This is a genomic window from Allolucifera butyrica (genome assembly GCF_900476375.1).
GTDB classification, from domain to species: Bacteria; Bacillota; Negativicutes; order Sporomusales; family UPPP01; genus Lucifera; species Lucifera butyrica.
This window is the reverse complement of sequence record NZ_UPPP01000053.1, coordinates 106551-128590: the sequence shown is the minus strand read 5'-3', so window position 1 is coordinate 128590 and position 22040 is coordinate 106551. Positions and strand designations below refer to the sequence as shown.

The 22040-nt window shown below is 49.9% G+C and carries 19 protein-coding genes; 14 read left to right on the top strand and 5 right to left on the bottom strand.

From position 1 onward, the window contains the following. Nucleotides 1-27: 27 nt before the first annotated feature. Nucleotides 28-585: a hypothetical protein gene (locus LUCIF_RS01960; protein WP_122626191.1), complete on the bottom strand. Its 558-nt coding sequence runs from the start codon at nucleotides 583-585 to the stop codon at nucleotides 28-30. A gap of 99 nt (nucleotides 586-684) precedes the next feature. Beyond that, a complete protein-coding gene (gene gmd / locus LUCIF_RS01955; RefSeq protein WP_122626190.1) occupies nucleotides 685-1737 on the bottom strand; it encodes a GDP-mannose 4,6-dehydratase in 1053 nt (350 codons plus the stop codon). 162 nt (nucleotides 1738-1899) lie between these two features. Here gmd and rfbF point away from each other — a divergent pair, with 162 nt between their 5' ends. From rfbF to LUCIF_RS01895, 12 genes are all read left to right on the top strand, one after another. After that, nucleotides 1900-2679: a glucose-1-phosphate cytidylyltransferase gene (gene rfbF, locus LUCIF_RS01950; protein ID WP_122626189.1), complete on the top strand. Its 780-nt coding sequence runs from the start codon at nucleotides 1900-1902 to the stop codon at nucleotides 2677-2679. Continuing rightward, nucleotides 2679-3764: a CDP-glucose 4,6-dehydratase gene (rfbG, locus tag LUCIF_RS01945; protein WP_207856841.1), complete on the top strand. Its 1086-nt coding sequence runs from the start codon at nucleotides 2679-2681 to the stop codon at nucleotides 3762-3764. The genes rfbF and rfbG overlap by 1 nt, the downstream gene beginning before the upstream one ends. Before the next feature lie 34 nt (nucleotides 3765-3798). Further along, nucleotides 3799-5028, top strand: a complete 1230-nt coding sequence (locus tag LUCIF_RS01940; RefSeq protein WP_122626187.1) for a class I SAM-dependent methyltransferase — start codon at nucleotides 3799-3801, stop codon at nucleotides 5026-5028. A gap of 1 nt (nucleotide 5029) precedes the next feature. After that, entirely contained in the window at nucleotides 5030-5560 is a 531-nt protein-coding gene (gene rfbC, locus LUCIF_RS01935) for a dTDP-4-dehydrorhamnose 3,5-epimerase (RefSeq protein ID WP_122626186.1), read from the top strand. Further along, nucleotides 5557-6534 (top strand): NAD-dependent epimerase/dehydratase family protein, encoded by a 978-nt coding sequence (locus tag LUCIF_RS01930; protein ID WP_122626185.1) that lies wholly within the window; start codon nucleotides 5557-5559, stop codon nucleotides 6532-6534. Before rfbC ends, LUCIF_RS01930 begins: the two co-directional genes overlap by 4 nt. Next, nucleotides 6488-7678 carry a class I SAM-dependent methyltransferase gene (locus tag LUCIF_RS01925; protein ID WP_122626184.1) on the top strand — a complete coding sequence of 397 codons (1191 nt, stop codon included), beginning with the start codon at nucleotides 6488-6490 and terminating at the stop codon, nucleotides 7676-7678. Before LUCIF_RS01930 ends, LUCIF_RS01925 begins: the two co-directional genes overlap by 47 nt. After that, nucleotides 7662-8429, top strand: a complete 768-nt coding sequence (locus LUCIF_RS01920) for a cephalosporin hydroxylase family protein (RefSeq protein ID WP_122626183.1) — start codon at nucleotides 7662-7664, stop codon at nucleotides 8427-8429. The genes LUCIF_RS01925 and LUCIF_RS01920 overlap by 17 nt, the downstream gene beginning before the upstream one ends. A 31-nt stretch (nucleotides 8430-8460) precedes the next feature. Further along, nucleotides 8461-9393, top strand: a complete 933-nt coding sequence (locus LUCIF_RS01915) for a glycosyltransferase family 2 protein (protein ID WP_165865849.1) — start codon at nucleotides 8461-8463, stop codon at nucleotides 9391-9393. 66 nt (nucleotides 9394-9459) lie between these two features. Next, complete coding sequence (locus LUCIF_RS01910) at nucleotides 9460-10344, top strand: FkbM family methyltransferase (RefSeq protein WP_122626181.1); 885 nt, start codon at nucleotides 9460-9462, stop codon at nucleotides 10342-10344. A 13-nt stretch (nucleotides 10345-10357) separates the two neighbouring features. Further along, a complete protein-coding gene (locus tag LUCIF_RS01905; protein ID WP_165865848.1) occupies nucleotides 10358-13375 on the top strand; it encodes a glycosyltransferase family 4 protein in 3018 nt (1005 codons plus the stop codon). Between the two features lie 197 nt (nucleotides 13376-13572). Continuing rightward, nucleotides 13573-14289 (top strand): class I SAM-dependent methyltransferase, encoded by a 717-nt coding sequence (locus tag LUCIF_RS01900; RefSeq protein ID WP_243638646.1) that lies wholly within the window; start codon nucleotides 13573-13575, stop codon nucleotides 14287-14289. Between the two features lie 125 nt (nucleotides 14290-14414). Next, nucleotides 14415-15329: a DMT family transporter gene (locus LUCIF_RS01895; RefSeq protein ID WP_207856839.1), complete on the top strand. Its 915-nt coding sequence runs from the start codon at nucleotides 14415-14417 to the stop codon at nucleotides 15327-15329. Nucleotides 15330-15427: 98 nt separating this feature from the next. On the opposite strand, the gene hcp is transcribed toward LUCIF_RS01895, so the two are convergent. Both hcp and LUCIF_RS01885 read right to left on the bottom strand, forming a co-directional pair. Next, the gene (hcp, locus tag LUCIF_RS01890; RefSeq protein WP_122626179.1) at nucleotides 15428-16993 is read right to left on the bottom strand and encodes a hydroxylamine reductase; all 1566 of its coding nucleotides are present in this window, start codon (nucleotides 16991-16993) and stop codon (nucleotides 15428-15430) included. A gap of 56 nt (nucleotides 16994-17049) precedes the next feature. Further along, nucleotides 17050-17766, bottom strand: a complete 717-nt coding sequence (locus LUCIF_RS01885; protein ID WP_122626178.1) for an ATP-binding protein — start codon at nucleotides 17764-17766, stop codon at nucleotides 17050-17052. Between the two features lie 103 nt (nucleotides 17767-17869). Between LUCIF_RS01885 and LUCIF_RS01880 the strand changes: the two genes are divergently transcribed. Then, complete coding sequence (locus tag LUCIF_RS01880) at nucleotides 17870-18562, top strand: Crp/Fnr family transcriptional regulator (RefSeq protein ID WP_122626177.1); 693 nt, start codon at nucleotides 17870-17872, stop codon at nucleotides 18560-18562. A 1-nt stretch (nucleotide 18563) separates the two neighbouring features. Here the strand turns inward: LUCIF_RS01880 and LUCIF_RS01875 are convergent, their stop codons facing one another. Further along, nucleotides 18564-19712: a GGDEF domain-containing protein gene (locus LUCIF_RS01875; protein ID WP_165865847.1), complete on the bottom strand. Its 1149-nt coding sequence runs from the start codon at nucleotides 19710-19712 to the stop codon at nucleotides 18564-18566. A 429-nt stretch (nucleotides 19713-20141) separates the two neighbouring features. Between LUCIF_RS01875 and LUCIF_RS01870 the strand changes: the two genes are divergently transcribed. Beyond that, nucleotides 20142-21968 (top strand): cation:proton antiporter domain-containing protein, encoded by a 1827-nt coding sequence (locus LUCIF_RS01870; protein WP_122626175.1) that lies wholly within the window; start codon nucleotides 20142-20144, stop codon nucleotides 21966-21968. Nucleotides 21969-22040: the final 72 nt, after the last annotated feature.

The following is a 22040-nucleotide window of genomic DNA, read 5'->3' as shown; positions in this document are numbered from 1 at the left end:
AGGCGGTTGTGCTTTTGGCGGTTGTGCTTATTCTGCCTGCGTGGATTCATTCCGGCGAGCTTCAATTTGTTCAACGACCAGCGACACAGCGCCGACTGCGGCAGTTGTCGTTCCAACCGGTGTAATGACAGTACCGACAGTACTAAGCGGTGGCGTCAGAATAACATTGGTGGCGCGCAATTCAAATACGGAAAGGGGAGGGTCACTAACAAGCGAGGATGTATCCAAAATCTGCATGGCGGCGATTTCGAAGGTTGTAGATGCGGTCGTAAAAGGAATGCCGACCCCGAATCCCACCTGGGGAGCCGTTTGGAAGACCCGTTCAATGACTACGCCGTCCCGTAAGAGGTCGAATTCTACCTGGGCAAATCCGCCGGAAGTTAGGGCAAGCGCACTGGCAAGGGGTGTGAAGGTCGCGCTCCAGTTGATGATGGCCCGTACCAGATAGGCAGCGCGGTGCGAGCAGACGATTATGGAACAGAGAGGCACCGTACCGCCGGCCGGCAGCGTAGTGGGAAAGGGCGGGAATACGGTAGTGTTGCCTTCACACTCAAAGACCCTTTCAATTTCTTTTAATGTGGCCATAAAGATCCTCCTTTTTTTAAATACAAAATGTTAGAGAAAGCTCTAGTACATTGTATGCGGCAGCGCAGGAAAATGATGATAAATGGTTTGGTTTTTTTGTCAATATACAGGTTTTTTTGGGACCGCTCTTTTTAAATCTTCCCGTACCATTATTTGCACCAGGTCCGGGAAGGTGACGGTCGGTTTCCAGCCTAATTGCCGGGTAGCCTTGGCAGTGTCTCCTAACAAAAGGTCGACGTCGGCGGGGCGAAAATAACGGGGATCCACTTTTACCAAGGTTTTTCCGGTATCCGCACAGATGCCTGTTTCGTTAATGCCTTCTTCCCGCCAAAGCAGCCGGATTCCAACCGCGTCAAAAGCCAATTCCACAAATTCACGGACCGAATGGGTTTCCGCCGTGGCGATTACGTAGTCATCGGGAAATTCCTGCTGCAGCATCAGCCACATGGCGCGAACGTAATCGCCGGCAAAACCCCAGTCCCGCTTGGCATTTAAATTTCCCAGATGCAACGTATCCTGCAGCCCTAATTTAATATTGGCGACCGCCTTGGTAATTTTCCGGCTGACAAATGTTTCCCCCCGCAGGGGCGATTCATGATTAAACAGGATGCCGTTGCAGGCAAACAGATTATATGATTCGCGGTAGTTTACAGTGATCCAATAGGCATACAGCTTTGCCACTCCATAAGGACTGCGGGGATAAAAGGGGGTCGTTTCCCGCTGCGGGGTTTCGTGGACTTTGCCATACAGTTCGCTGGTAGAGGCCTGATAAAATCTTGTTTTTCCGGCCAGTTCCGCCAAACGGATGGCCTCAAGCAGCCGGAGCGTTCCCAGCCCATCGGTATTGGCTGTGTATTCCGGCGCTTCAAAAGAAACTTTAACATGGCTTTGCGCCGCCAGATTATAAACTTCATCAGGCTGCACTTCCTGGACAATGTTATTTAGGCTGGCGGCATCCGTCAAATCGCCGAAATGCAAAAACAACTTAGGATCCTCTTTGACAAAATTACGGTATAAATGTTCAATCCGTTCGGTATTCGGCACCGACGACTGACGCTGAATGCCATGGACCTCATACCCTTTATTCAATAAAAGTTCGGCGAGATAGGCTCCATCCTGGCCGGTTATTCCGGTAATCAGCGCTTTTTTCATAACGCACTCCTTTAACATTTCGTCATACCATCTTATGCGGGAGCCTTATGAATGTGCCTGAACACCGGAAAGTAATTTTTCTGTCATTGCTCACCGTTTTACCACCCGGTCATATACTACAGTATGCATAGCAGCCGATGCCGGTGAGCAAGGGGGAGCAATATGAAAGCCGTTATTCTGGCGGGAGGGTTAGGTACCCGGCTGAGTGAGGAAACCCAAATCCGGCCTAAACCGATGGTGGAGATCGGCGGCAAGCCGATTCTCTGGCATATTATGAAGTTATATTCCTTTTTTGGTATTAATGATTTTATTATTTGCTGCGGTTATAAAGGGTACATGATCAAGGAATATTTTGCCAATTATTCACTACATATGTCGGATGTTACTTTTAACATGCAGTCAAACCGGACGGTAGTGCATCAGAATTATGCCGAGCCGTGGCAGGTGACATTGGTTGATACGGGTGATACGACAATGACCGGCGGGAGGCTGAAACGGGTTCAGTCTTTTATTGGCGATGAAACGTTTTGTTTTACTTATGGGGATGGTTTAAGCGATATTAACATCCGTGAATTAATCGAATTTCACAGACAGCAGGGAACGCATGCAACCGTAACGGCAATTCAGCCGCTGGGACGTTTTGGCGCGTTAAGCATTGAAGGGAACAAGGTGGTGGATTTTGCGGAGAAGCCCCGCGGCGATGATACCTGGATTAACGGCGGTTTTTTTGTTTTAGAGCCGGCGGTATTCCGCCTTATTAAAGGGGATGAAACCACGTGGGAGTATGAACCGTTGGAAAGTTTAGCGCGGGAAAGTCAATTGGCAGCCTATAAATACACCGGTTTTTGGCGTCCTATGGATACGCTGCGCGACAAAATTTATCTGGAAGAACTGTGGCAGAAGGGCAAAGCGCCCTGGAAAATTTGGGATCAGGGTGATTGATGATGACAGACCCGGCTTTTTGGCGCGGCAGGAAAGTATTTATTACGGGACATACCGGTTTTAAGGGGGCTTGGCTTTGCCTTTGGCTTTACCGGTTAGGGGCGGAAGTAACCGGTTATTCACTGGAACCGCCGACTACGCCCAGCTTGTTTGCGTTATGCGGACTGGATCGATTGATGGTTTCTCATATTGCGGATATTCGGGATGCCTGCTGTTTGGAGAGCGCGCTGCGGGATTCCCGGGCGGAAATTGTGGTTCATTTGGCGGCGCAATCCCTGGTGCGAATGTCCTATCAAAACCCGGCGGAAACGTACGCGACCAATTTAATGGGACTGGTAAATTTGCTGGAAGCGGTAAGAAACAACAACCAGGTCCGGGCGGTCGTCAGTGTAACTTCCGATAAATGTTACGAGGATAAAACCTGGATATGGGGCTATCGTGAGAATGATTCCCTGGGCGGGTATGATCCCTATGCCGCCAGCAAGGCCTGCTGCGAGTTAATTACGGCTTCCTACCGGAACTCCTTTTTTCATCCCGGCAACTATTCGAAGCACGGCGTGGGGATCGCTTCGGCCCGGGCCGGCAATGTGATCGGCGGGGGTGACTGGGCCGCAGACCGGTTAATTCCCGATTGTTTCCGGGCAATCATACGGGGGCAAACGATCAGTCTGCGTTATCCGCAGGCAATCCGGCCCTGGCAGCATGTGCTGGAACCGCTTGGCGGCTATTTGCTTTTGGCCCGGATGCTGTATGAAAACGGTCCGCAATATTCTGAAGCCTGGAATTTCGGTCCGGATGCCGCCGATGCCAAACCGGTCCAATGGGTCGTTAACCGGTTTTACCAATTATGGGGAGGTGACGCGGTAGCTAATATGGTTTATGCGAATCTTCCCCATGAAACCGGCTGTTTAAAGCTTGACTGCGCTAAGGCGAAAAGCCGGCTGGGCTGGGCGCCGCGAAGGGATATTGAGTGGGCCTTGCAAAAAACGGTGGAGTGGCTGCGGGCCTATATGGAGCAGCAGGAAATGCGGGATCTTTGTTTTCAACAAATTGAGGAATATCAGTCGGTGGCAGTGGGAAGATGAGCAATCCCGAAAATATTGAAAAGGTGAGAGCAGCATGGAAAAAAAATGCCGCTTTTGCGGCACTCCCCTGAAACATACCTTTGCCGACCTGGGATTATCGCCGCTGGCGAATTGTTTTATCCGCGAGGCGGACTTAAATAAAAAGGAATATTTTTATCCGTTGCATGCATATGTATGCGAACAATGCCTGCTGGTGCAACTGGAAGAGATTGAGGCGCCGGAACGGATTTTTTCGGAATACGCTTATTTTAGTTCCTATTCGGCCAGCTGGCTTGACCATGCGCGGAGATATGCCGCTGCTATGATTCGCCGTTTTCCCCTTGACAAACAGTCCCTGGTTGTCGAAATCGCCAGCAATGACGGCTATCTTCTCCAGTATTTCCAGGCAGACGGAGTACCGGTTCTGGGAATCGAGCCGGCGGCTAATGTTGCCGAAGTTGCCGCGGCTAAGGGAATCCTTACGTTAGTACGTTTTTTTGGTACGAAACTGGCGGCGGAATTGGCCGCTCAGGGAATTGCGGCCGATTTGCTGATAGGAAATAATGTTCTGGCCCATGTACCGGAATTAAATGACTTTGTTGCCGGGATGAAAATGATTTTAAAACCTCACGGCCTGATTACGATGGAGTTTCCGCACTTGCTGAAGCTGATGCAATTCAACCAGTTCGACACAATTTATCATGAGCATTTTTCCTACTTTACCCTGCGTTTTGTGCAAAATCTGTTGGCGGCACATGGCCTTAAATTGTTTGATGCGGAGGAACTGCCTACCCATGGCGGGTCACTGCGGGTTTTTGCCTGTCATCAGGAGGATGCTCTGCGGACCGTCAGCCATAGCGTGCCGGACCTTTGCCGTCAGGAAGAGGAGCAGGGTCTTGCCAGTCTGGAAACATACCGGAATTTTGACGAGAAGATAAAAAAGGTAAAGCGGGACCTGCTGACATTTCTCATCCAAATTAAAGAGCAGGATAAAACGATAGCCGGGTACGGGGCGCCGGCCAAGGGGAATACCTTATTAAACTATTGCGGGGTACGCACGGATTTATTAGATTATACTGTCGACCGCAACCCCTATAAACAAGGAACGTATTTGCCCGGAACCCGGATTCCGGTTTTTTCCCCGGAAAGGATTGGCGCAACCAGGCCGGATTATGTTTTCATCCTGCCCTGGAACTTAAAGACGGAAATTGCAGCACAACTGCAAGAAATTCGCAGCTGGGGAGGAAAGTTTATCGTTCCCATACCGGAAGTGCAGGTGTTTTAAAATGATTTTTCATAAGACCGGGCTGGAAGGGGCCTTTCTTGTCGAATATGAGGCGAACGCCGATGAACGGGGTTTTTTTGCCCGTACCTGGTGCCGCCGGGAATTTGTTGAACAGGGCTTAAATCCGGAACTGGTCCAGTGCAGTATTTCATTTAATAAAAAAAAGGGAACCCTGCGGGGAATGCATTATCAGGCCGCTCCCTATGCGGAAGCCAAGCTGGTGCGTTGTACCCGGGGAGCAATTTATGACGTAATTATTGATTTGCGTCCGGACTCGCCGGATTGGCGCAGGTGGTTTGGCGTGGAATTAGCGGTGGCAAATAACAAAATGCTATACGTTCCGGAAGGGTTCGCCCATGGTTTTATCACCCTTGCCGACAATACGGAAGTATTTTATCAGATGTCGGCATATTATCAGCCGGAAGCAACCAAAGGCGTGCGCTGGAACGACCCGGCTTTCGGCATTCAGTGGCCAATTCCGGTTGAAATGATTTCCCGTAAAGACGAGAGTTATGGAGCGTATTGGTCATGAAGAAAATCTTGCTGACCGGGGCGGCCGGTTTTATAGGACGCCAAACCATTCCCAGCTTGCTGGAAAAGAACTATGAAGTGCATGCCATATATTACCGGTCTGCCGATTTGCCTTATCACCGGCAGGACGGAGTATACTGGCGCCAGTGCAATCTGTTGGACGGGGAGGCAGTAAGAAAAATCGTAATGGAGGTTGCTCCCAGCCATTTATTGCATTTATCCTGGTGCACCGCCCCGGGAGAATATGAGTCGTCACCGGAGAATCTTTCCTGGGTTCAGGCCAGCCTGGGCTTATTGTTGAATTTTGCGGCCAATGGCGGCAAGCGGACTGTATTTTGCGGCAGTTGCGCGGAATATGACTGGTCGTACGGTTTTTGCTCCGAAGGGGTGACCCCGGCCAGACCGGCCACCCTGTATGGATGCTGCAAAAACAGCTTGCAGGAAATGCTGGCCCGGTTTAGCCGGGAACGGGAACTAAGCAGTGCCTGGGGCCGGGTCTTTTTTTTCTATGGTCCCCATGAGCACCCCCGCCGTTTAGTGGCTTCCGTCATATCTTCCTTGCTGCAGGGCCGGGAGGCAAACTGTACTCATGGCAACCAGATACGCGATTTTTTATACGTAAAGGATGTCGCCGCCGCACTGGTAACTTTGCTGGACAGCAATGTAGAGGGACCGGTAAATATTGCTTCGGGGCAGCCTGTCCGGCTGAGCCAAATCATTAGCCGGATTGCCGGCAAAACCGGGGGCGCAGACCGGGTCAAACTGGGAAGGCTGCCGGTTTCTCCCCAGGAGCCGCCTTTGGTAGTGGCCGATGTTCGCAGGCTAACGCAGGAAGTGAGCTGGCACCCCGGCTATAATTTGGATTCAGGATTGGAGGAAACCATTGACTGGTGGAGGCAGCATCTGAAATGGTTGAGCGGAGGAGAAAATGAAGCGAAGCTTGATTTGTCCGGTATGCGGGTCCCGGGCGAATGATTTTTTACAGCGCCCCAATGTACCCATTCACCAACATTTGTTATGGAACAGTCAGGATGCGGCCCGGGGAACCGGGCGGGGAGACTTGACGCTGGCTTGCTGCGGCCAATGCGGCTTTATCTTTAACAGTACCTTTGAACCGGCGAAACTGGTTTATGGGGAGAATTACGAAAATTCGCAGCTTTGTTCCCCCTTTTTCAATCATTATATTGACGGATTAATTGGGCATTTAATTGAGGAACAAAAAGTGCAGAACTGCCGGGTTATCGAAGTTGGCTGCGGCCAGGGCAGCTTCTTAAAGCGGCTTGTTGAGCGGGGAACGGGAATTTCCGGCTATGGGTTTGATCCCAGTTACCGCGGGCCGGCAACCACGCCGGACGGGCGAATTACTTTTCTGGCAGCGTATTATGGGCCCGGTTTCGCCGGTATTGCTGCAGATTTCGTTATCTGCCGCCATGTTATCGAGCATGTTGCCGACCCGGTTGCCTTATTGACGTCAATCCACCAAGCCCTAAGCCATTCACCCCGGGCGCGTCTTTTCCTGGAAACTCCCGCCGTTGACTGGATTTTACACAATGCGGCTTACTGGGACTTTTTCTATGAACATTGTTCTTATTTTACGGCGGCTTCCCTGGCCAGGGCGGTGGAAACAGCCGGTTTTGCAGTCAGGAATGTCTGCCGCAAGTTTAACGGCCAATACCTCTGGCTGGAAGCCGTGATTGCTCCGGACGAAACAGCCATTGTCCAGCCGGCGGAACCGCTCGTGGACTTAGTAAAACAGTTTGCTCTCCGGGAACGGTCTTTTATAGCAAAATGGCGTGATATTCTAGAACGCAAGTTAATCCGGGGAGAAAAAACTGCCGTCTGGGGTGCGGGAGCCAAGGGCGTCACTTTTGTCAATCTAATGGATCCGGAAGGTAAGTATTTGGAGTGCGTTGTTGACATAAATCCGAAAAAACAAGGAAATTTTTTGCCGGGAACCGGGCACCCGATTGTGGGTATTCCTGCGCTGGCTGAGCGCCGGATTTCGTCGGTTATTTTAATGAATCCAAATTATAAGGAAGAGGTTATGGCCATGCTTAACGACTTGCCGGCGAATATTGTTTTAGTAGAAATGGAGAATGACTATGAAACTGATAATTGATACGGATTTGCAAACCGTTTGCTGTCAAAATGACAATAGGGAATACAGTGTACCGCTTTACTCGCGGGAAGCGTTTGAACTGCTATCCCGCTGGTGGGTAAAAATCGGCTGGAATGAAAAGTATGAGTATACATTCAGCTGGCTGGGACGGCCGATTATTCAATTACCGGAAGACATGGTCCGGATCCAGGAAGTGCTTTACCGTATCAAGCCCGACGTCATTATTGAGACCGGAGTGGCTCATGGCGGTTCCCTGATTTATTATGCCGGCCTTTGTAAAGTGATGGGAAACGGGCGGGTGGTCGGCATTGACATTGATATCAGGCCGCACAACCGGCGGGCCATTGAGGAGCATGAACTTGCCTCCTATATAACGCTGATCGAAGGGGATTCGACCGCTTCGGCTGTTCTAACGTTGGTAAAAAGCAATGTGCAGGCGGGAGAGACGGTGGCGGTTATTTTAGATTCCTGCCATACCCAAAAGCATGTGGCCGCCGAATTGGAAGCCTATGCACCGCTTGTTTCGCCGGGTTCCTATATTATAGTAACGGATGGAATCATGCAGGAATTATTTGATACGCCGCGCGGCAATCCGGAGTGGCAATGGGATAATCCCGGCAGTGCCGTTGAAGAGTTTTTGCAAATTCATCCTGAATTTATCTGTGAACGGCCTGCCTGGGTTTTTAATGAGAGCCAATTAGCGGAAGAGGTCACGAATTGGCCAAAGGCCTGGCTTAAACGCCTGTTTTAAACGTAGTTTCCGAAGGAGGCATAAATTTAACTTGGACAATAAGATACCCGTAGTTAGTATCGGATTACCCGTATATAACGGGGAGAGATATCTACGGCAAGCGGTGGAGAGTCTTCTGGCGCAGGATTATGGTGATTTTGAACTGATTATCGCCGATAACGCGTCCACCGATTCCACTTTTACAATATGCCGGGAATATGCAGTCTGCGATAAACGGGTCCGTTTATATCAAAACGGCCGCAATCTGGGATCGGCGCAAAATTTTAATAAAGTTTTCAACATGTCGGCGGGAAAGTATTTTATGTGGGCAGCCTGCGACGACCTTTGGGAGCCGTCCTGTTTAGGTAAGTGTGTTACCCGGCTGGAAGCAAATCCGGCTGCTATAATGTGCACCTGCGATACCCAGCATATGGACCAATCCGGCAACAAACTGGGACTTCAGATTGTTGCCGAGACGGCCGGGATGGATGCCGTTCAACGGGTTCACCGGCTGATGACCTATCTGGGAGGGTTTATCCTTTACGGGGTAATCCGGTCGGACATATTGCGAAAAACCAGTCTGGTGCAGCCGAAATTCGGTCCCGATATTATCCTGTTAATGGAATTGACGCTGCTGGGAGAAGTTGTAAAGGTTCCCGAAATACTATTCTTTTATCGTTTTGTCGTAAAACCGCTTGATCAGTATATGTCTTCCATTGAACCCGGCCTGAAATCGGTAACTAAGCCTTGCACCGGTCTGCTGCGGGATATGCGGCGGGTAATCCTGGAATCCGGCCTGCCTGATTCCGTAAAAGCGGCGGCGGAAAATGAATTTATGGAATGTTTAATGCTGGAAAGCCTGCATTGGAAAAAGCAAATACTTTGCGAGAATATAATGGAATTGTCTGCGTTGGATGAAGCAAATCTCAAAAAAGCGATCCATCATCTTATCGCTGCCGGCGATGATTCAAACCCCGCGCCTTGAGCCCTGCGCTAAGAGCTGAAAGACCACGCAGAAGTCTTTCTTAAAAGTATATGGAGGTTGCTAGCGGTGAAGTTTGTATCCTATGCGCAAAACCTGGAAGATGTTATGTTATGGCGTATTTTTAAAACTCTTCCCCAAGGATTTTATATCGACGTTGGGGCCTATGATCCCGTCGTTGATTCCGTGACGAAAGCGTTTTATGACCACGGCTGGCGCGGCATCAATATGGAACCGGCGTATCCATGTTATCAGCGTCTGTGTCAAGTACGTACGGAAGATATAAATCTGCCGATCGCTGCCGGCGCCAAAGACGGTCTTTTTCCCTACTATGAGATACCGGATTCGGGATTGTCAACTCTGGACGGGGCGATTGCGGAGCAGCACCGGCAAAACGGCTGGCCGGTTGTAAAAAGTACGGTTTCGGTGCTGACTTTGGCTACCATCTGCCGGCAATATGTGAAAGAGTCAATTCATTTTTTAAAAGTAGATGTTGAGGGAACGGAGCAGCAAGTCCTGCAGGGAATGAACTTTCAGCAATATCGTCCCTGGATCGTATTGGTCGAGGCTACGCTGCCGCTTGGCCAGATGCAGAATTATGCGGATTGGGAATCCATTCTGCTGGATAGTGATTATCAATATGTTTATTTTGACGGACTAAACCGTTTCTATATTGCCAATGAAAAAGCGGTTGAACTGAAACCGCATTTTTATGCTCCACCTAATTTCTTTGATGGATATCAGCGCTATGCGGAATCAGCTTGCCAAAAATCCAAAACAGACCGGCTGCTGCAACCGCAGGAAGAGACAACGCATGAGTTTTATTTTCACCGTCCGGAACATATTATGGCTCCGCTATGGCCGGCACAGGCAGAAAAGACGGAACAGGTCTCCCTGCTGACGGAACGGTTGCGCCAGGATGTTGACCGCCGGCGGCAAAAGCTGAATGGCTGACTGGGGGGTAGGTATGCGAATTGTTATTGATTTACAGGCCTGTCAAACCGAAGGGTCTCATAACCGGGGGATTGGCCGTTATTCTTTGGCCTTAGCCAAGGCGATCGCCGGGCAGCAGGAAAATCACGACGTCCGGTTTGTTTTGAACGCCCTGTATGAAGACCAGGTTAAAGCGGTTAAAGACCAGTTTAAGGAACTGGTTGCGCCGGCAAAATTCAGTTCTTATCAGTTTCCTTATCCGGATAAAGCCTATGGTTCAGCGGACGATTACCGCCGTCCCGTAGCGGAGGTTTTGATACGGCATCATTATGCCCAGTTGCGTCCCGATATTCTGCATATATCCAGCGTATTTGAAGGCTATGGCGGTAAAGCGGTCGTGCCCGGACGGCTTTCGCGGCTGCCGGGGATAATTTTTTCCGCCACGCTTTATGACTTAATTCCCTTAATTATGAGTGACCTTTATTTACCGGACAATGCCATGAAGAGGTGGTACCGGAACCGGCTGCAGATCATTAGAGAATGTGACTTGCTTCTGGCAATTTCGGAAGCATCCCGTAAAGATGCGATTCAGTATCTGGGAATTTTACCGGAAAAGATTGTGACCATATCCGGAGCGGCGGATGCTCATTTCCGGCCGCTTACTCTTTCTGACGGAGAGGTCCGGTCATTTTTACAGCGATATAAAATAAAAGAGAAATTTGTTTTATATACCGGCGGTATTGACTACCGCAAGAATATTGAAGGAACGGTCCGCGCTTATGCAAAATTGCCGGAAGGGATCCGGCGGCGCTATCAATTGGTGATTGTCTGCGGTATGAATCAAGAGCAGCAATCCGCGCTCTTAGCCTATGCCGCCCGGGAAGGACTGGCCGGAGGGGAGATCGCTTTTGCCGGTTTTGTGCCGGAAGAGGACCTGGTGAGGCTATATAATTTGTGCACGTTATTTATATTTCCGTCACTCTACGAGGGTTTTGGCCTGCCAATTCTGGAAGCCATGTTTTGCGGCGCACCGGTATTAGGAGCCGATAATTCCAGTATTCCCGAAATTGTGGGCCGCCAGGACGCGTTGTTTGACGGGAAACGGCCGGATGCGATTGCCGCAGCGCTGTACCGGGGACTGACAGACACAGGTTACCGGAATGATCTGAAGGCTTGGAGCGCTAAACGGGCCGGGGAGTTCAACTGGGACCGCTCGGCGGCGAAAGCGCTGGCGGCGTTTGAGGAAGCGCGGGAACGGAGCCAGCCGCGTAACGCGATGATAACGGCCCAATATTTGCCGCGGCGCAAAATGGCCTGCTTTTTTTTTACTGCCGGCTCTCAATTTATTATCGCGGCATCAATATTGCCGGAACTGGCCCGCTATTATGAAATTGATTTGTTTATGGATGATTCCTTGGCCAAAGATGAATATATTATTGATAACTTTCCTATCTTTCCCTGCCGGGAATTCAACCAGCGCCATGCAGCCTATGATATCACAATTTATCCCTTGGGAAACCCGGCGGATCTTAAAGCGGCGTACGAGTTGCTACAGCAGCATCCCGGAATTGTGGTGCTGCATGATTTCTTTCCAGAGTATCCGGATAATTGTTCTATTCCCGATACGGCACTGGGGATTATTGTTCATTCCCGGCGGGCGGAAGAACCGGCGAAATGGTTTTATAAACAAAGGGTTCCCCTTTCTTGGGAATGGATTGATATAGACCAGCATCCCGGCCGGGTTGCCGCTCAATATACAGTTGCTATTGAAAAAAATCTTCAACAGCAGATTTATAAACAGCAAGCCATGTTGGTAGCCGAATTGGGTGAAGCTTTGGCGCCGCATCCATTTCCGGAACCAGAGCTGGAACAGATCGCGGACTTTGCCATTGCCAGCATACCAACGTTTCAACCGTCCCGGCTATTAATTGATGTGAGCTTCACAATTGAGGCCCGGAATCACGGTGGAATCCAACGAGTAGTAAAAAACATTACAACCCAATTATGCCAAAAGGAGCAGCGAGGCTGGCACGCTATGCCGGTGCGTTCGGCAAAAGGCAAGCTTTATCCCTGTCAGGGCGGGCGCCTTTTTCCGGCTGGTCCGGTTCCCCTGAGCGATGCGCAGGACGCGTGCCTGCAGCTTGAGGAAAATGATATTTTTTTACTGCTCGATGCATCCTGGCTTTACTATGATGATTGCCGGGAAGTAATTGCGCAAATAACGCAGCTGCGAGGCCGTATTTATACGGTGGTATATGATTTGCTGCCGGTCTTATTTCCTTCCTGTGCCGACAGCCGATTTTCCCACTGGCTCGAAACGGCTGTGCGGGAAAGTGACGGATTGGTCTCAATATCCAGAACCGTGGCCGATGAACTGGCGGTTTATATTCAGCAGCAGGGTCTTGTTCATAAACAGGATTTAAAGATTGGTTATTTCCATCTGGGAGCGGATATTCAGGTTTTGCCGGCGGAAGCTGCCGTACGGCCCCAGGTAACGGAGTGGTTTAATGATAAAAGCCGGAATCTTTTCCTGATGGTTGGCACCATTGCCCCGCGTAAAGGTCATGCGTTTGCGCTGGCTGCATTTGAGCGGTTATGGGATGCCGGTGTGGACGTAAAACTGGCGATTGCCGGGAACAATTGGGTTTGTAAAGATTTTGCCGGCCGACTGCTCTCTCATCCGGAATACGGGAGACGGTTAATATGGTTTGACAATCCGACTGATGCGGAAATCCTCTGCTGTTACCGCCATGCCGCCGCCTTGCTGTTTCCTTCCAATGCCGAAGGATTTGGCCTGCCGTTGATGGAAGCGGCGCAATCCGGGTTGCCGGTCTTATGCAGTGATATTCCGGTATTCAGGGAAGTCGCCGGTGAATATGCCACGTATTTTTCACTGGATGACCCGCAATATCTGGCTGATATGCTAAAGCAGTGGCTTAACCAGCCGGGATGTCTCAAGCCTGCTGCCAGACCGGGAATTACGTGGAAACAATCGGCAGGTCAATTGCTTGACATTATTTTACATGGTAATTGGTATAAAACGTTACCATGACACCCGCATTTCGCACTTTGAACTTATAACGGCAATAGAATGATTGCCGAATGACAAAGGAATGCGAAAGTGGGATAACAGGAAAGTGTGGGATGAAAATGGAAACACGCCTCCAATCTTGTGTATGTACCCAAAAACAATTGGCAAGCCCGGATTTTCAGCTATGGTGTGAAAAAATGGGTGAGCCTAAAATGCGTATGCACCGGAAAATTTGGGAATGGTGTTTTATTTGCCAGGCGCTCTATGAACGGGGTATGCTGGAAAATGGCCGGAAAGGACTGGGATTTGCCGTAGGCCGGGAGCCGCTGGCCGCATTATTTGCAAGCCTGGGCTGTACGGTTGTGGCAACGGATTTAGATCTGGAGAGCGCTCAAAAACCCGGTGCAAACTGGGTGGCTACGGGAGAGCACGCGGCAGGGATGGAAGCCTTGAATGAACTGGGCCTTTGCGACGAGGAAAGTTTCCGGCGCAATGTTTCTTTCCGGGCAGTGAATATGAATTGTATCCCCGGCGACCTGGAAGGTTTTGATTTTTGCTGGTCCTCCTGTGCGTTTGAGCACCTTGGTTCCATCGAAAACGGCAAGCAGTTTATTTACAATATGGTTAAATGCTTAAAGCCGGGGGGATTCGCGGTTCATACCACGGAATATAACGTTTCTTCCAATGAAGCGACAATGGATTATTTGCCGAGTGTATTATTCCGTAAATGCGATTTTGAAGAAATGACCGAAAATTTACGACGCCGGGGATGCTCGATTGATATTGATTTTACTCTTGGTGACGGAGAAGCGGACCGTTTCGTCGACTCTCCGCCCTATAAGCATAATCCTCACCTTAAATTTTTATTTAACGGGTATGTTTCAACTTCCATGAGCCTCATCATTCAAAAAGAGCTTGCTCAAAAGGAAAAATAACAGATTTAGCTTTTTTCGTTGTCAAACGTATGTTATGATAAAACTTATCGTGATAAGGGTTGTTGTTTTAGGAGGAGTGGCCTATCGTAACGGCAAGAGGCTCACGTCGTGACATATATCTGCTGTTGTTGCTGGTAGTTGTTCTTTGGGGAATTAATGTAGTCATGATTAAGTATCTGCTGCGCTTTTTTCCGCCCCTGGCGCTGGCGCCAATTCGCCTGTCCCTGGCGGCCGGCCTGTTGCTGCCGGTTGTTTGGCGCCAGTACGGGTTTTACCGGTTATCTGGAAAGGAATGGCTTTTTGTAGCCGGCGTGGCCTTCTTTTCCATTTTTGTCCACCAGATTGTATTAAGCTTAGGCGTTGCCGCTACCAGCGGCACCCATGCCGTACTTATTTTAGGATTAAACCCGTTGCTTACGACGGTACTTGCCAGCTATCTGATGAAAGAAGCCTTTACTTGGGCGAAAGGAGCCGGAATTGCCCTGGGGTTTTCTGGTGTGGCCCTGGTTGTTTACGGCAATGCCCAGGGAACAGCGACCCCTGCCGGTGACCTGTTAATCCTGGTTGCTATGATTGTTTTTGTTATTGGTTCCTTATTTGTCAAGAAGAGTACCGTGTCCGTTCCGCCACTGGTAGTGACCGCCTACAGCCATGCTCTGGCATCCATTGGCTTAGTCCTGCTGGGTATCATGATGAATCCGGTATGGACCTACGGAAATGCAGCGGGTTTTGGGTCTGTCGCCGTGCTGCTTTTTTCCAGCTTGGTCAATACGGCGCTGGGAGCCTTATGGTGGAATATGGGGATTCAACAAGTCGGAGCTTCCACGACCTCTCTGTTTCAGAATGTTTCCCCGATTGTGGGAGTCTTCGCTTCCGCCGTATGGCTGAATGAGCAATTGAACTGGCATCACATAGCCGCGCTGTGTCTGGTAGTTATGGCGGTGAGTCTGGGAACCGGCGTTGCTTCGAATCTGAATTTCCCGTCCCGGTTTAAACCGGCCGCCGCGACTAAACCCACATTTCGCACCCCGAACTTATAGCGACAATATTTTTCCCAATTACAGCCACAAAGTAAAATTAAAAAAACAGAGTCTCATCCTAATAAAGGACGAGACTCTCTGTTTTTTATGGAATTATCCTAGCCAAGAATGGCTTTTAGGTCTTGTTCCGGCGTTGTGATTGGTTTCAGGTTGAACTTTTCCACCAGAATGCTTAATACGTTGCCTGAGAGGAAAGCCGGCAGGGAGGGACCGATATAGATATTTTTTATGCCGAGCGCCAGCAGGGTCAGCAAGATGCAGACTGCTTTCTGTTCGTACCAGGACAGTACCAGCGTCAGGGGAAGATCATTTACGCCGCAGTCAAAGGCTTTGGCCAGGGCCAGCGCCACCTGAATCGCGGAGTAGGCGTCATTGCATTGGCCCATATCAAGGATCCGGGGAATGCCGCCGATTTCACCGATATTGAGGTCGTTGAAGCGGTATTTGCCGCAGGCTAAGGTAAGGATCATCGTGTCGGACGGCGCTTTTTTAACAAAATCGGTGTAGTAGTTGCGGCCCGGTCTGGCGCCGTCACAGCCGCCAACCAGGAAGAAGTGTTTGATTGCGCCTGCTTTTATGGCGTCAATTACTTTATCGGCGACTCCTAAAACAGTATTGCGGGCAAATCCGGTTGTTACCTCCGTACCGCCATTAATGCCGGTGAAAGAACGGTCTTCCTGCCAACCGCCCAGTTCCAGCGCTTTTTGAATCACCGGGGAGAAATCCTTTTTGCCGTTTACGGTGTTAATGTGGGTCAGTCCGGGATAGGCGACGACCGAGGTAGTGAAGATGCGGTCGGCATACGAGGGCTTGAGCGGCATGAGACAATTGGTAGTGAATAAAACCGGACCGGCAATTTGGTCGAATTCTTTTTGCTGATTTTGCCAGGCCGTACCGAAATTGCCTTTTAAATGCGGATATTTTTTCAATTCGGGATACGCATGAGCCGGCAGCATTTCCCCATGAGTATAGATATTGATTCCTTTTCCCGCGGTTTGGTCCAAAAGTTGTTTTAAATCATGCAGGTCATGGCCGCTGATCACGATGAACGGGCCTTTTTCAATTTTAAGCGGAACCTTGACCGGTACGGGATGGCCATACGCAGAGGTATTGGCCTCATCCAGGAGCGCCATGCAGGCCAGATTCACCTGGCCGAATTCCATAAGCAGGGCCAGCCATTCTTCGGCTGTGTGATTTTCTCCCAGAGCGCGCATCCCTTTATAAAACCAGGCAGTGACTGCCGGATCTTCTTTGCCTAACACGGAGGCATGCAAGGCATAAGCAGCCATGCCCCGCAAGCCGAGCAGCAAGGTGGAACGGAGGGAAACAATGTCTTCGTTGCCGCTCCATAATTCGGCGACGGGAAAATCCTGAGCCTGCCGGTCTAATTTTTCTTTTTCGGCATGAATGCGGCCAATCAGGGCGTCGGTGGGCACCGTATCAAAACTGACGTTGGTTACGGTGGTAAATAAACCTTGCAGCATGAGTTCGTTAACCGCTGCGTCCGGCGTGCCGTGAGCGGCGGCACGGGCCAGACCAATCAAAGCACAGGTCAGTTCATCCTGCTTGTTGGCCACCTCCGGTTTTTTGCCGCAGACACCGATTTTAGTACAGCCTTTTCCTCCCGCAGTTTGTTCGCATTGAAAACAAAACATGTCTGACATATTTTTTTCCTCCTTAAGATTTATATTATTTTTTGCTTACGCAAACTGACTAACGTTTACCCGGCCACAATACGGCCATCCGTACCGATGGTAACTACCTGCCAGGGAATGATTTTACCGCTTTGCCGCAACCCTTCCTTAACGGCATTTACCAGGCCGCCGCAGCAGGGAACTTCCATCCGGAGCACGGTAATACTTTTCAGATCGTGCAGGCACAATATTTCAGCCAATTTTCCGGCATAATCGGCATGGTCTAATTTGGGACAACCAATTAAGGTGATTTTGTCCCGCATGAAGTCGGCATGCACATTGGCATAGGCATAGGCCGTACAGTCGGCGGCGATTAATAAGTTGGCATTGTCAAAATAAGGAGCGGTAACGGGTACAAGCTGAATTTGACACGGCCATTGCCGGAGCTGAGAGGCAGCGGCAGTTGAACTTTCCTTGGCCGCAGCTGCCGGCGCCGGGGTAATCAGTCTGGCATTATGGCCGGGACAGCCGCTTTGAATGGCGGACGGCGCAGATTGTGTTTTCTGCCGAGCCAAGTGTGTTTCTACCGCTGCTTCATCAAATTGTTGAGCTTCCCGTTCTTCGACAGTGATGGCCCCGGTAGGACAGTCGGGCAGACAAGCACCAAGGCCGTCACAATATGAATCGGACAACAGGCGGGCCTTACCGTCGACCAGTTGGAGAGCTCCTTCCTGACAGGCCGTGACACAAAGACCGCAGCCATTACATTTGGTTTCATCTATTTTCACGATTTTACGGATCATTTCCATTCCTCCCATCAACTTGACTTGTTTTTTCCAAATTTATTGTATTACAATAAAAATAAAAAAGCGGTAGCCATGGCTACCAAAGGGAGGGGAACCAATATTGAATGGTAACTTGGGGGAGGTTTTGCAGAACTCACCGCTGTTTGGCGGAATTCCGGTTCCGGAGATCGAAGCGATGCTGGCCTGTTTACAGCCGAAAATGCAAACGTTTTTAAAGAATACTTATATTACCATGGAGGGAGAGGCTTTTACGGGACTGGGAATTATCCTGGCGGGAGAAGCTTTGGTGACGAAAGAGAATGCCGCCGGCCGCCGGATTGTCATGACATCGCTGCAGGCCGGCGGCATGTTTGGCGAAATGGTCGCGTTCAGCGGCAAACCATTCTGGCCTGCTTCCGTTTTTGCGCAAACGGAATGCAGCGTCCTGTTTCTGCCGCCGGCCAAAATTACGGAAGGCTGCGGCAATGCCTGTGAATGCCATACCCGGTTGATTCGAAATCTGTTGTCCATTATTTCCGAAAGAGCCTTGCTGCTGAATCGCAAGGTAGAGTACCTGGCAATTAAAAGCATGCGCGGCAAAATTAGCGCCTACCTGCTGGAACAGCATAAATTAACCGGAAAAAAAGTGTTTGTTTTACCGCTCAGCCGGCATGAACTGGCTGATTTTCTGAATGTTTCCCGCACGGCTCTTTCCCGTGAAATGGGACGGATGCGGGATGAAGGAGTGATTGAGTTTTTCCGGTCCTCTGTAAAAGTGAAAGATATAGAGACATTGAAACGGGAGTGGGATTGAATTACTGTTTTATGCAGTTCCGCCCATTTTCCTTGGCCCGGTACAGGGCCTTGTCGGCATTTTTTATAACCATGTCGCCGGTTTTGCGGCTGTCGCTATTTTCGGCCAGACCCATGCTCACTGTTACAAACAGCCGTTTTGGCAAGCGTTTTTTCTTTTGTCCTTTACTGTGGGACACGTACGGGGTTTTGGCAATTTTTTGCCGTAATGCTTCGAGATGGGGCAGAGCCTCCTTGGCCGTTTGGCCGGGAAAGATAATGGAGAATTCCTCCCCGCCGTAGCGGAAGGGTTTGCCGCCGCCTTCAATTTCTTTCATGACCGTCGCCACTAATCGTAAGACATCGTCCCCGGTATCATGCCCGTAGGTATCGTTGAATTTTTTAAAATGGTCAATATCCAGCATGGCGATAGCGTATTGCCCCCGGAGTGTCAGCAGCTCTTGGTTGAGGGCGCGGCGGCCCGGCAGGCCGGTCAATTCATCGATATAGGCCATGGCGTAAGAGTCCTGCATAACCGCTATAATCAACAGGATTATGGCAGTAGAGAGAAAAAAGGGAACGGCATTGGGAACGGCAATATAGTGAAAAGCGGCGCCGGCGGCCAGTAACACGGCAAGCAAGGCGCGGTCGATATAAGACCGCGATGTTCCCTGGCGCAGCAAGAACAGGAAAACTGCCAGGAAGAGAAACAATGCCGTTTGTGGCAGCGGGGTGAAGAATGGCAACGGCGGCGGCAGAATGGCGTAGCGGACCGGCGTGGTCAATTCGGCGTCATGGGAAAAAATAGCCAGAGCAATGTAAAACCCCTGCAACAGGATCAAACCCAAACGGGCGAAGCCCCAAAAACTGAGCAATCCCCGCTCTTTGACCCGGGAGAAAAAGATTATATTCAGGGGAAGAAAAAAACAAATCAAGGGATATATCACCAGCCGGTAAAACCGGAAAGCGCCGTCCGGTGCCGGATGGACTGTCAATGCCAGTTGGCTTAAACCAAGGATAAGAATGATAAAAAAAGCCCGGCTGCGATGAAAACAGGCGCTGAGCAGCAGGCCAAGAAAAAATACCCCATAAGAAAATAAGTTGAGTGACGCTGCCGGCACCATGGATGGTTTGGCTAGCGAAAAAAAGGTTAAAAGGGATACTAAAAACAAACTGAAATGAAAGTTAAACAAAGAGAAAATTTTTTTTGTAATCAACCGAATGTGTCCTTTCTATATAGGAACTGGGCTTTATTTTATTATAACATTACTTTTTTCTCTTAAAAAATCCTTTGGATTTTTCTGGAAGACTAAGCAGAGCTGACAGTCCGGACAGACACTTAGGTTCTTACTCAAAAGGAGGGAATTTCTATATTTGTGGAGAACGATTATTAATATGCTTATGAATTGCGGCTATAAGGAACTTTGGAAAGCATGGAGGGTCCATGCTTTTGTTATTCAATGAGCTTTAAAAAAATCTGACGGGAAGATTATTGGGATCTACAGCGTACTGTGAAAATGAATGGAAACGATATTTCCCTGGCAACTTATTAACGGAATGATTAACCGGGAGCAGAATGAGAGCGAAAGTGAGTGAGAGGTATGGAAACGAATTTATTGCTGGTTGTCGGCATTTCTTTTGTTGTTCCTATTTTGATAACGAGAATGCGGCTGCACGTAATTCCCGTCGTGGTAGCGGAAATTCTGGCCGGTATGGTCATTGGCGGCAGCGGGTTTAATCTTATTCATCCCGATAGCTGGCTGGAACATTTGTCTACGTTAGGGCTTATCTTTTTAATGTTTCTAAGCGGTCTGGAAATTGACTTTTCCGTATTTACGGGGCGTAAAAAGCCGGGGCCGGTCAATAGGACGGTAAATCCTTTTTGGCTTGCTGTGGCCATACTAGCCGGCATATTTATAGTATCCTTTGTGCTTGCTGCCTATATAGTTTCCTGGGGAATGGTAAAAGACCGCTTTTGGCTGACCCTGATGCTGGCTACGATATCCCTGGGCGTGGTTATGCCCGTGTTGAAAGAGCGAAAGCTGAGTGAGACCGGCGTTGGTCAGGCTCTTTTAATGACGGCGACCCTGGCCGATTTTTTTACGGTTGTGCTGCTTTCCGTTTATGTGTCCTGGCTGAGAAGCGGCGGTGTTTTCGGTCAGTTGACTATCCTTATATTGTTTGTGGCGGCGGTGGTTTTATATTATGTTCTGCGCCGGGTGCTGGAAGGGGAAGGATACCGGAAACTGCACTGGGGGACCGTGCATATCGGGACCCGGGCGGTGTTTGTTATTTTACTGCTGCTGGTTGTACTGGCCCAATCTTTTGGCGTGGAATATATTCTGGGCGCCTTTCTGGCCGGAACGGTGGTTTCCCTGGTGTCACCGCAAAAGGAATTTATCCGGCAGTTGGATTCAATCGGTTACGGCTTTCTGATCCCCATCTTTTTCGTGATGGTGGGCGTGCGGCTGAATTTACAATCACTCCTAAAAGACCCCTCCAGTCTATTACTCACGCTTACCCTGCTGGCCGGCTTTTTTATCACTAAATTGATTCCGGCGCTAATCATGCGGCAATGGTATTCCTGGAAGAAGACCCTGGGAGCCGGTGCTCTGTTAAGTTCTACCCTCAGTTTGATCGTCGCCGGTACCGCCGTCGCGCTAAAGATGAATATCATTGACGAAAGCGGCAGAAACGCCTTTATTCTGGCGGCTGTAATCAGCGTTATTATTGCGCCGGTTATTTTTAACCATATTTATCCCTTTCCGGCGCCGCGGAAAAAGGTGGTTGCCTTTCTTGGCGCCAATCATATTACCCTGCCGGTGGCCAGCCGGCTGATGCCGGAATATGAAGTGATTCTAATGGATACCCGGCGGGAAAATCCGGATCAGGATACCGAAGTCAACACGGTGCGAAAGGCGGTTGTGACGGTTCCGTCCTGGGCTTTGGCGGAGCAGGACTGGCGGCGGATTGCCGGCGCCGATGTCGTCATTATTGCGACGGATAATGACCGGCAGAACCGGGAACTGGCTGAACAGGCGAAACGGCTGGGCGCTGAGAATGTGATTGTGCAGGTGGAGGAACAGTTGAATGAAAATTTAGCGGACCTGGAACAGCCGGGATTGCGGGTATTTTCCGGTTCCTACGCCGCCTGGACGCTGTTGCAGTCTATGATCGTATATCCCGGCTTAATGAAAAAAATAGCCGGTCCGGAGGATACGGTTACTGAAGTGGTGATTCAAAACGCTGAATATGACGGCGCGCTGTTGCGGGATATTCCCTGCATGGGGGACAGCTTGGTCTTGCGGATTCTCCGGGACGACCTGATTATTACACCGCATGGCAATACGGTGGTGCGTTTGGGGGACCGTCTGTTTGTAAGCGGCAGCATTCAATGCCGGGTCATTATGAAAGAGGCTATGGAATAGATGCCAATAGCGTGGCGATGCCGGATTTGCCGGCAGCCTGAAAAAAATTTTCCGTTATCTTAAAAAAATAAC